This is a genomic window from Pseudomonas sp. NFX5 (assembly GCF_049132125.1).
GTDB classification, from domain to species: Bacteria; Pseudomonadota; Gammaproteobacteria; order Pseudomonadales; family Pseudomonadaceae; genus Aquipseudomonas; species Aquipseudomonas marginalis.
Map to the genome: position 1 here is coordinate 577,373 of NZ_JAFMZG010000044.1, position 10,819 is coordinate 588,191.

Consider the following 10,819-nt stretch of genomic DNA (forward strand, 5'->3'; position numbering starts at 1 on the left):
TGCGCGCAATACGGGGCAAAGCGTGTGCTGAACCGATCAGACTTCCAGCGCAAAGCCTCGGAGTTATTCAAGGAGCGCAGTTTCAACCAGGTCAGCATGCGTGAACTCGCCGCCCATGTCGGCATAAGCCCGGGGGCGATCTATCACCATGTGGAAAGCAAGGAGGCGCTGCTTTACGAACTGCTGATGGAGCTGTATCAAACCCTGTTGTCCCAGGTGCACGGCATCAAGAATCGCCGATTGGCACCCGACCAACGCCTGGCCCAACTGATCGACTGTCACCTTCAATTGCATGAACACATGACCGGACACTTCAAGCTGGCGGTCATGGACGCCAATTGCCTGGGCGACTCGATGCAGGCAAGCGTCCAGCGCCTGAGGCGTGCCTATGAGTCGGAAATAATGGATTTGATCGGCCAGGCAGGCCATCCACCGGGCGGGCCGTTGCGCGAGGGCGCGCTCACGGCCATCTTGCCCATGCTGAACAGTCTACCCACCTGGTTAAGCCCGATGCTCGATAACGCCCAGCGGCGAACGATTACGAAGACCATCGCCTGTGCGGTGTTACAGGCCATTGATTCCCTGCCCTGAGCCCACCATGACCCATACTGAAACCCCAGGCTGGCCCGAGGCGGATTGCCGGAGCGCCTTATCAATCAGCACAGAACCCCGAACCGTCAGCGCCGCTGGTGCATGGATTGCAGAATCGCCGCCGAGATCTGCTCAAGGGGCACCTCACGCTCCACCGCACCGAGCTTGAACGCCTCCTTGGGCATGCCATACACCACGCAGGACTCCTCGTCCTGGCCCAGGGTGCGGGCGCCGTTGTCGTGCATTTCCTTCAGGCCCCGGGCGCCGTCGTCGCCCATCCCCGTCATGATGATCCCCAGTGCGTTACCGCCGGCACTGCGGGCCACCGAACGAAACAGCACATCAACGGAAGGTCGATGCCGGCTGACCGGAGGTCCGTCGACAATTTCCACCAGGTATTGGGCGCCGCTGCGCTTGAGCACCATGTGCCGACCACCAGGGGCAATCAGTGCACAACCGGGGATAACCCGGTCACCGTTCTTCGCCTCCCTGACCTCGATCTCGCACAGTCGATTGAGGCGCTCGGCAAACGCGGCGGTGAAGTGTTCGGGCATGTGCTGCACGATGACGATGCCCGGACAGACCCTGGGCAACGCGGTCAACACCAACTCCAGGGCTTGGGTGCCGCCCGTGGACGTCCCAATGGCGACAATGTTCTCGGTGGTGCGCGCCATTGCCTGGGTGCCCGCCGGCAATATGACGTCGGCCGTCAGCCTGGCGGGAGCGCGTTCGCTGGAAGGCACCATGCGCTTCATGTTGGCCCGCGCAGCGGCCTTGACGGCCCCCGCCAATTCATCGGCACTGTCGGTGAGAAACTGGCGCAGGTTGAGTTGTGGCTTGGTCACAATGCTGACCGCGCCGGCCGCCAGTGCCTGCATGGTGGTGGCCGCGCCCTTTTCGGTCAGCGTGGAGCAGATGACCACGGGCGTGGGGTGTTCGGCCATCAACTTCTTGAGGAACGTGATGCCATCCATCCGTGGCATCTCCACATCCAACACAATCACATCCGGCCATTGCTTGTTCATTTTGTCCATGGCGAACACCGGGTCTGCCGCCGCGCCGATAACCTCGATAGCGGGGTCTTGCCCCAGGGTCGCCGTGAGTACCTGACGCACCACGGCGGAATCATCAATGATCAGCACTTTGATAAGGCTCATGTCGCACGTTCTCCATGAGGGCTCCTGGGGGTTCACTTCAAGGCCAGGTAGTTGAGTTCGATTTCGCCGTTGGCCAGATCGAACACAATGGTCCGATAACCCACGCCTTCCACATGGAAGTGTTGACACCGCAACTGATGCAGGTCGAGCAGGCGCATGGCCTGTTCGACATTGCGCTGGCCGACGTAATCATTGTCCGAGCGCACAAGCCCGGGAAACATGTTGCCACCGCCGAATACGCTGATCCTGAACTCCGTCGGCAGGGCCTTGATCGACTGTATTCGAGCGAGCAACAGTTCAAAGGCTTCGTTGCCGTAGCGACCATCCAGGACGCCCTGTTTGGTCACGGCGCGCTGTGGCAGCAGGTAGTGACACATGCCCCCCAGCAAGCGCCGGGGATGCCAGAACACCAATGCAACACAGGATCCCAGCACCGTACGCAGGCGAATCGCACCCGAGCCGAAAAACCACTCGCCGGGATTCAGGAACACCTCGTTGGGCGGTCGACGGTCAGGCATGCGGCCTCCGGTAGATGGAAGGCTTGACCAGCCGCAGCTGATCGGTGATGCCGTTGAGGCTCTCCGAATGGCTGACCAGAAAGTACCCGCCCGGTTTGAGGTGACTGACCAGGCGCTTGACCACCTGTACTTTGGTGTCGTTGTCAAAATAGATCATCACGTTGCGCAGGAAGATCACATCGAACATCCCCAGCTTCGGCAGCGGGTTATTCAGATTGATCGACTGGAAATCGATCTTCGCCGCCAGCGCCGGGTCGACCATGAAACAACCGTGGTTGGCGCCCACGCCCTTGAGGCAATACTTGTTCAACAGCGCCTCAGGGATGCCGCGTATGCCGTCGAGGGGATAACGCCCAAGGCGGGCTTTTTCCAATACCCGGCTGCTGATGTCCGACGCGACAATCTCCCAGGGCCGGCCGGCGAGGTTGTCCGCCAGCACCATTGCCAGGGTGTAGGGTTCTTCGCCGGTCGAGCAGGCGCCACTCCATATGCGCAACGGCCCGCTGCCCCGCAGCTCGGGCAACGCTACATCGCGCAGGAAATCAAAATGCTTGGGCTCACGGAAAAAGTAGGTCTCGTTGGTGGTCAGCATGTCCACCGCTACCTGCAACTCCACGCTGTCCTTCATCAGCACCTTGTAGTAAGCGCCGTAGGTATTGAGCTTGAACACCTGCAGTCGCTTGGCCAGGCGAGCGCTCACCAACTGTTTCTTGGCATCGGACAGGCTGATGCCGGCGATTTGATAGATGAGGTCACGAAACTGCACGAACTCGGCGTCAGAGAGGATCACGTTCATCAGGACATTCCCCCAGCCTGTTCAGGCGATCGAAGGTAGCGAAGACTCAAGGTTGACCAGCGCATCGACCTGTTCCAGGGACAACACGCGACCGATGTCCAGCAACAGCACGAAACCGCTCTCCAGTTTGCCGATGCCCAGTAAAAAGTCGGCCCCGACATCGGTGCCGAAATTCAACGACGGCTCGATGTCCTGGTCGGCGATTTCCAGGACCTCGCTGACCGCATCGACAATGATGCCCACTGGTTTGCGCTGGGCATTGGCCTGCACCTCGATGATCACAACGCAGGTCCTTGGAGTCTGCACCGTGCGTTCGCCGCGAAAGCGCACCCCCAGGTCGAGCACGGGGACCGCCGCGCCACGCAGGTTAATCACCCCACGTATGCTGGGAGGCAGCAACGGCACGCTGGTGATCGGCCCGTATTCGATGATTTCCCGAACGTTGAGCGTGCCCACGGCGAACATCTCCTCCCCCAGCACAAAGGTGAGGTACTGGCTTGGGCTCGGGACGCTGGCATTGCCTGGACTGTCGATGGGTGGGGCCATGATTCACCTCGGGTCACATACGTTTTCGTCTTCATCAGGGGCGCTTCGCACCCCGGCGCGGGGCAAGCCCGCTCACCACAACAGCTCTATCCGCCGGGGAGATACCTAGACAGCGATCAGGCCGGCTATCTCATCGACACACAGCACATGCTCGATCTGCAGGAGCGTGACAAACTCGCCTCGCACCTTGGTCATCCCCCCGATGAAGTCGGTGCGAATGTGATTGCCGAACGCCGGAGCGGGCTTGATATCGATCTCGAGTATCTCGATCACTTCGCTGACCGAGTCCACCACCACCCCCAGGACCTGGGATTCGCCCTCCTTCGCCGCCTCAAGGATGACGATGCAGGTGCGACTGCCCAGTACCGTCGTGCCCTTGCCGAAACGCGCCTTGAGGTCCACGACCGGCACCACCGAGCCGCGCAGGTTGATAACCCCCCGCAGGAATTCCGGCATCATTGGTACGCTGGTCACCTGGTTGTATTCGATGATTTCACGAACGCTCAGGGTATTGACCGCGTACATCTCCTCGGCCGCCAGGAAGGTCAGGTACTGCAAGGGTTCATCCACTGGCGACGCAGCTTCGACAGCGCCCTGCATGCCCGCTGAGGTGCCCATGGGTCAACTCCCGAAGCGGACGAAACCGCCGTCCGAGGAGCGACTGTCCAGGTCCTGGGTGGACATGGCTCGGCTGATCTGGGGCATCGAGACATTGCGCCCGGCACGTTTGCTTTGCACGGTGAAAAACCCCATGAGTTCCTGCAACTGCTCGGCCTGGCCACTCATTTCCTCGGCCGTCGCCGCCAGCTCCTCGGAGGCCGACGCGTTTTGCTGGGTCAGTTGGCTCATCTGCGACATCGCGCTGTTGATTTGTTCGGAACCGATGGATTGTTCTTCCGAGGCAGCCGCAATTTCCTGCACCAGGTCGGAGGTCTTGGCAATCGACGGCACAATCTCGTCCAGCAGGTTGCCCGCCCGTTCGGCCAAGGCCACGCTGTTCTTGGCCACCTCACTGATTTCCTGTGCGGCAATCTGGCTGCGCTCCGCCAGTTTGCGCACTTCGGCCGCGACCACCGCAAAGCCTTTGCCATGCTCGCCGGCCCGTGCCGCTTCGATTGCCGCGTTGAGCGCCAGCAAGTTGGTCTGGTAGGCAATGGAATCGACGATGCCGATTTTTTCGGCAATGGTTTTCATCGCCGCCACGGTGTCCTTCACGGCTCGACCGCCTTCCGAGGCTTCCTTGTTGGCTTTGCCCGCCATGCCATCGGTGACCTTGGCATTTTCGGTGTTCTGGGAAATGGACGCCGACATTTGCTCCATCGACGCCGAGGTCTGTTCGACCGATGCCGCCTGCTCGGAAGCCGACTGGGCCATGCTTTGGGCGGTGGCGGAAATCTCTTCCGAAGCACTCGACAGCGAGTCCGCCGAGCCGCGTACTTCGCCGATGATTTCCGAGAGTTTTTCCACGGTGCCATTGACCGAGTGCTTCAGCTCCAGGAACTTGCCCTGGTAGTCGCCGGTAATGTTGCGGGTCAGGTCGCCGGCGGCCATCGCCGACAGCACCTCCATGGCCTCGGTGATCGGTACGATGATCGCGTCCAGAGAACCGTTGATACCGAGGATGATGCGGCGGAAATCGCCCTGGTGCCGGGCGGCGTCAGGGCGGGTGTCCAGCTTGCCGATCAGCGCACTGTCGCTGATCTCGCTGGTATCTTCCACAAGGGCCAGGATATTGGCGCGCAGTTGCTCGACGTTTTCATTGATAAAGGCTTTCTTGCCGGGGAAACGCTCCAGGGGCGCGGACAAATCCCCTTCGCCGAACGCGCGAATACAGGCCATGGCCTTTTTCTTCACGTTGATATGGCCGTTGACCATGTCATTGATGCCCTGGCCGATATCCCGGTACGAACCCGCGAAGCGCTCGACATCGATCATCACGTCAATGTCACCTTTTTCATGCTCGCTGGACATGTGCTGCATTTCATTGATCAGCGCCAGGATGTTGCTGCGCAACAGCTCGATGTTGTCGTTGATAAAGGCTTTTTTGCCGGGGAATTGTTCCAGGGGCGCAGACAGATCACCGTTACCGAAGGCGCGTATGCAGGCCATGGCTTTTTTCTTCACCGCGATGTGGCCGTTGACCATATCGTTGATGCCCTGGGCCATGGAGCGGTAACTGCCATGAAAGCGGCCGGCATCGATCTGTGCATCGATCTCGCCCTTGTCGTGCTCACTGGACATACGGTCCATCTCCACGATCAAGTCATGCAGGTTCGCGCCCAACTGCTGCATGCTCGCCATCAGGCTGGTGGTGTCTCCGGCCCTGAGCGTCGCCTTGGCATTCAATTCGCCGGCCGATAGGCGTGCCGCATAGGCTTGCACCACGGTAGGTTCCGCCCCGAGCCGGCGCATCAGATTGCGCCCCAGCAAGACGCCGATCAGCAGGGTAGCCACCAGGGTCAGGCCGCTCACCAGCAGGATGAGGGTGCGTGCGTTCTTCTCGGTGGTGGTGGCGAGCACCTGGCCCTTGCGCCCCAGTTCCAGGTTGTATTCACGCAGCTCGCTGATCGCCGTGAGCACGGCGGTCTGCAGGGGCTGGCTGGTCTCGATCAATGCACGGGCCGAGGCCTGGTCACCGTCATCGATGAGCTTGTCGAAGTGGGTCTGCAACGCCGCAAACTCAGCCAAGTGGCCGCGCAGTTGTTTCAACAACGCCGCATCGTGCTCGTCGGAGGTCAACTCGGCCTGATAGCGATCCAGGGCTTTGCCAACGGCGCTGAAATCCTGCGCCACGCTGGCCGCGTAAGCCGGCACGCTGTTTTTGTCGGTCTCGTTCAAGCGTTGCCATTGCAAGGCATGCAGGTCGGTGAAGGCCGCGGCGGCGCGGTCGATCTCCAACAGGCTGGGCACCGTATTGACGTTGGCATAGCTGGCGCTCGTATTGATTTCACCGGCCAGGTACAGGCTGGTGCCACCCAACACGAAGACACCCAGCATGGCTGTGAAAACCAGCAACATGATATTTCTGATAACAGTCATGGCGAGGCACTCCTGATGACGCTTCAATGAGTCGATAAAGGGCTTGGGATCGAACGATGGGGGGTTTCCTTGGCAACCTGTCCTAGCAAATTCGGGATATCCAGGATCAGCGCAACGGCTCCACTTCCGAGGATGGTGAACCCGCCCAGCCCATGGGCATCACCAAACACTTTGCCCAGTGGCTTGATCACGGTTTGGAACTCCCCCTGCAGGCGATCGACCACCAGGCCGGCACGCAAGCCTGCGTATTGCACGACGACCACGTTTTCCCGGTTGCCTCCAGGCTCTTGCACATCAAACATGTCGCGCAGCCGCAGGATCGGCAGCACCTCGCCCCGCAGGTCCAGGTAGCCGGTTTCGGTGCCCCGCTGAGGTGCCAGCTCGATGCACTCCTCCACCATGTTCAGCGGAATCACGTAAGAAGCCTTGCCCACCCCGATCAGGAAACCGTCAATGATCGCCAGCGTCAGCGGCAGGCGGATGCGCACCGTGGTGCCCTGCCCGACTTCGCTCTCGAGGCTGACACTGCCGCGCAACGCCGTGATATTGCGCTTCACGACGTCCATGCCCACGCCACGCCCGGACAGGTTGCTGACCTGGTCGGCGGTGGAGAATCCCGGCTCGAAAATCAGATTCAGGATGTCCTTGTCCGACGGCTGCTGGGCCTCGCCTACCAGGCCACGCTCACGGGCCTTGGCCAGGATCTTGTCCTTGGCCAGGCCACCGCCGTCGTCGGACACCTCGATCACGATGCTGCCGGATTCGTGATAGGCATTCAGGCGGACCGTGCCCTGGGCCGGCTTGCCCCGCTGAAGGCGCGTCGACGCAGGCTCGATGCCGTGGTCCATGGCATTGCGCACCAAATGGGTCAGCGGGTCGCCAATGCGTTCGACGACGGTCTTGTCCAGCTCGGTCTCACCGCCGCCGATGTGCAGCACGATGTCCTTGCCCAGCTCTTTGGAGACGTCCCGCACCACGCGCTGGAACCGCGTGAAGGTTGCGCCGATCTGCACCATGCGCAGGGTCAGCGCCGAGTCGCGGACTTCCTCGACCAGCCGCGATAACAGGCTGGTGGATTCGATCATCTCGCCAATCCCACTGCGTACCGCCACCAGGTTGGCGCCGGCACCGGCAATGATCAGCTCGCCGACCAGGTTGATCAGTTGGTCCAGCTTGGCGGCATCAACCCGAATCAGGTTGCCTTCGTTGCTCGCCGCGCTTTTGCCGGCCTTGACCGGCGGCGTTGTCGACTCCTGGACATCAGGCTCGCTGCGCGTTTCGACCGGTGCCTGCTCGGCGTCCTGGGTCACGAGCAAGGCCTGGGCCTCGGTCAATGTGCCGCAACGCACCAGCAGCTCGACCAGCGTGGCGTTATCTTCCGGCAAGCCGTCGAGATGGGTCCGACACGCCTGCACCGTAGCATTCGGTGCAAGGATGCGAACCAGCGCGTCCTCGCGGACAAAATCAAAGGCGCCATCGATGACCTCCAGGGACGCGTCGCTGGCCAGTGCGAGTTCAAACCCGAGGTAGTTGGTTTCCGGGTCCATGGCGGTCATGGGCGGCAACCCATCGAACAAGGTAACGGTGTGCAGCAAACGCCCCAGCGTGCTCAGGTAACGCAGGAACGCCAAGGGGTCCATGCCATTGCGCAACACATCCGGGCCGAAGCGCAGCGACAAATGCCAATGGCCGGGACTGGCGCCTGGCTCATCCGCCGGCGCCGGCGCTTGAAGGGCCGGCGCCGGGGTCGAGACCGCCGCGTCCAGATACAGCGACAGCCGCTCAATGATAGATTGACCCTGAGCCCGCACCGGTTCGTCCAGGCGATCCAGGTTGCCGTCCTCGGCCAGCAGGTCGATCAATTGGCCAATATGGTCACGGGCGTCGAGGAACAACGCACTCAACGCCTCGTCGACGCGCACTTCCAGGCTGCGCACCCGGTCCAGCACGCTTTCGGCGACATGGGTGAACTCAACGATCGGCATCAAGCCAAACAGGCCGGCCGACCCCTTGATGGTGTGGGCCACGCGGAACAGGCCGTTGATGGTGTCCAGGTCCTGGGGCGACTTCTCGATCTGCAGCAGCGCATCTTCCATTTGCAACAGAAGCTCGCGACTTTCGGCAATGAACGTCTGCAGCACGTCATCCATGTTCATACGCTTACGCTCCGACCGACTGGGTGAAACTCGCATTGGTGAAGTAGTCGTCAAGGCCGCTGAGGCGAAAAGCTTCGCTCACCGTCGAACTGGGGTTGCTCAGCAACAACTGGGTGCCTTCCTTGAGAGACTCGCGCTTGATGAGGATCAACAGCTGCAAACCGGCACTGTCGAGTTCATCGACACTGGACAGGTCCAACTCCACTTCATGGGCCAGGGGAAACAACGACAACAGCACGTCCTTTTGCTCGGCAGCCGTGTAGATCGTCAGGGGGCCTTCCATGACCTGGATTCGACGTAGCATCGGGACGGCGCTTTTCATGTAAACCTCCTGGCCAGCGGTCGCTGGTCATCGCTATGGCAGGATCAACTTGGAGACGGCGGTCAGCATTTGCGCAGGCTGGAAGGGCTTGACCATCCAGGCCTTGGCGCCGGAGGCCTGGCCTTGCTGCTTCATCGCATCGCTGGCTTCAGTGGTCAGCATGATGACCGGCGTGAACTTGTAGGCCGGCAACAGCTTGGCCGCCTTGACGAAACTGAGGCCATCCATGTTGGGCATGTTCACGTCACTGACAATCAGGTGGATTTTGCGGCCGTCCAGTTTGCTCAGGGCGTCTTTGCCATCACAGCCTTCGATCACGTCGTAACCGGCGCCTTTGAGGGTGATGCTCACCACCTGGCGGATGGAGGCCGAGTCGTCGACGATCAGAATGGTCTTGCTCATCGGAAAAACTCCTCTAGAAAAACGTGATTTCGTTGGCATCGGCCTGGGCAGGCGCTTTACCACCATGAATGGCGTGCTGCTCCGGCATGGTGTAGGCCGTTGACAGCTCCTGCAGCCAACGGTCACTGCTCATTGGCGCCAGGGACTGTCCGCTGAGGCTCGACTCATGACGTTCGTCCAACTGCTGCTGCAATTTGTCGAGGTCGCGGGTAATCAAGGTCAGCATCTGGCTGACGCGGTCCTGGAACTGCAGGGCAACCAGCACCTGGGCAATCTCGTCGGCGACGTTGGCGCTCTGCTGCTGCAGGTCATGGCTGTTGCGCACAATGGTCTGGGCGGTCGTGCGAAAATGTTCGATAACCTCCGACACCACGCGCTCCGAATCGGCGAGGGTCAGGGTGTCTTGTTCGGCGTGGTGGCGGGACATCTGCACCGTGCGGGCGATGGCGGCGTTGACGGTGATCACGGTTTCGCTGATCTTGCGCCCGGTCTCGCCGGACATGCTCGACAACTTGCGCACTTCATCGGCGACCACCGCAAACCCTCGCCCCGCCTCCCCGGCTCGCGCAGCCTCGATAGCCGCGTTGAGGGCAAGCAGGTTGGTTTGACTGGCGATGTCACCGACAAACTTGGCCATCTGCTGAAGCTGCTCGGTGAAGCCCGAGAGCTGCATGACTTCCTTGAGCTCATTCTCCTTATTGGTGAGCGCAGCGCGCAGGGCCACGACGATGGAATTGAGGTCACGCTGGCCGACCTCCAGCAAGTCGACCAATTGTTGCGAAGCGTCCTGGCCGCCATTGCTGGAGACGCTGTGGCTGATGTTGGATGACAACGTGCCAAAACGCTCGCTGAGGCTGAGAATCGAGGTTTCACTGATCGAACGCGCCGCTTCTATCTGCCGCGACCAGATCGGCAGCACGCTGACGCACACCTGTGCCAGGCCGTTATCGACGGCCAGCGCCGGAGCAATGGATGCCTGTTGATCGAGCTGCTGCAGGCCCCTCCACTGCGCCCGGCTCCTGCCGTTTGCCCACAGGCCCATGCCGATACACAACGCCAACACCGCGCCGCCGGCGGCCAGCGCCCCGATGCTGAAGCGCTCGCTCCAGGCAATCGCAAGCCCGCCCAGCAGGCCCGCGAACGCAACCGGAAACAGGGTCAAAGCAGCGGAAGGGGGTGGTGTCGGTGCGCTCACGGTCTGTCTCCCTGTCAAGGCTTGTCGTCACGACCTGACCGGCCATTCGACTGCTTGAAAGAGATACTGGCCCGATAATGGCACTGCCACCATCGGA

Annotated in this window: 10 protein-coding genes and 2 pseudogenes; 1 reads left to right on the forward strand and 11 read right to left on the reverse strand. The window is 61.1% G+C overall.

Features of this window, described 5'->3' with window-relative positions; all coding sequences use genetic code 11:
* Window positions 1-24 precede the first annotated feature (24 nt).
* A complete protein-coding gene (locus tag J1N02_RS30660) occupies window positions 25-591 on the forward strand; it encodes a TetR/AcrR family transcriptional regulator (RefSeq protein ID WP_027605694.1) in 567 nt (188 codons plus the stop codon).
* A gap of 86 nt (window positions 592-677) precedes the next feature.
* Here J1N02_RS30660 and J1N02_RS30665 read toward each other — a convergent pair whose 3' ends face one another.
* The 11 genes and pseudogenes from J1N02_RS30665 to J1N02_RS30715 all read right to left on the reverse strand — a co-directional run bounded on the left by J1N02_RS30665 (window position 678) and on the right by J1N02_RS30715 (window position 10,569).
* Complete coding sequence (locus tag J1N02_RS30665; protein WP_092358144.1) at window positions 678-1,748, reverse strand: protein-glutamate methylesterase/protein-glutamine glutaminase; 1,071 nt, start codon at window positions 1,746-1,748, stop codon at window positions 678-680.
* A gap of 32 nt (window positions 1,749-1,780) precedes the next feature.
* Entirely contained in the window at window positions 1,781-2,266 is a 486-nt protein-coding gene (locus tag J1N02_RS30670) for a chemotaxis protein CheD (RefSeq protein ID WP_092358146.1), read from the reverse strand.
* The gene (locus tag J1N02_RS30675; RefSeq protein WP_027605691.1) at window positions 2,259-3,062 is read right to left on the reverse strand and encodes a CheR family methyltransferase; all 804 of its coding nucleotides are present in this window, start codon (window positions 3,060-3,062) and stop codon (window positions 2,259-2,261) included. Before J1N02_RS30675 ends, J1N02_RS30670 begins: the two co-directional genes overlap by 8 nt.
* 21 nt (window positions 3,063-3,083) lie before the next feature.
* Entirely contained in the window at window positions 3,084-3,608 is a 525-nt protein-coding gene (locus tag J1N02_RS30680; protein ID WP_421148221.1) for a chemotaxis protein CheW, read from the reverse strand.
* 105 nt (window positions 3,609-3,713) lie between these two features.
* On the reverse strand, window positions 3,714-4,226 hold the full coding sequence (locus J1N02_RS30685) for a chemotaxis protein CheW (RefSeq protein ID WP_371263367.1): 513 nt from the start codon (window positions 4,224-4,226) through the stop codon (window positions 3,714-3,716).
* 123 nt (window positions 4,227-4,349) lie between these two features.
* Window positions 4,350-5,327: pseudogene (locus tag J1N02_RS30690) on the reverse strand (methyl-accepting chemotaxis protein); the annotation flags it as partial.
* 69 nt (window positions 5,328-5,396) lie between these two features.
* A pseudogene (locus J1N02_RS30695) lies at window positions 5,397-6,647 on the reverse strand (MCP four helix bundle domain-containing protein); the annotation flags it as partial.
* A 23-nt stretch (window positions 6,648-6,670) separates the two neighbouring features.
* The gene (locus tag J1N02_RS30700; protein WP_098479620.1) at window positions 6,671-8,803 is read right to left on the reverse strand and encodes a chemotaxis protein CheA; all 2,133 of its coding nucleotides are present in this window, start codon (window positions 8,801-8,803) and stop codon (window positions 6,671-6,673) included.
* A 4-nt stretch (window positions 8,804-8,807) separates the two neighbouring features.
* The gene (locus tag J1N02_RS30705) at window positions 8,808-9,125 is read right to left on the reverse strand and encodes an STAS domain-containing protein (RefSeq protein WP_027605686.1); all 318 of its coding nucleotides are present in this window, start codon (window positions 9,123-9,125) and stop codon (window positions 8,808-8,810) included.
* Window positions 9,126-9,158: 33 nt separating this feature from the next.
* Window positions 9,159-9,527: a response regulator gene (locus J1N02_RS30710; protein ID WP_027605685.1), complete on the reverse strand. Its 369-nt coding sequence runs from the start codon at window positions 9,525-9,527 to the stop codon at window positions 9,159-9,161.
* Between the two features lie 13 nt (window positions 9,528-9,540).
* Window positions 9,541-10,569 carry a methyl-accepting chemotaxis protein gene (locus J1N02_RS30715; RefSeq protein ID WP_264675410.1) on the reverse strand — a complete coding sequence of 343 codons (1,029 nt, stop codon included), beginning with the start codon at window positions 10,567-10,569 and terminating at the stop codon, window positions 9,541-9,543.
* Window positions 10,570-10,819 lie beyond the last annotated feature (250 nt).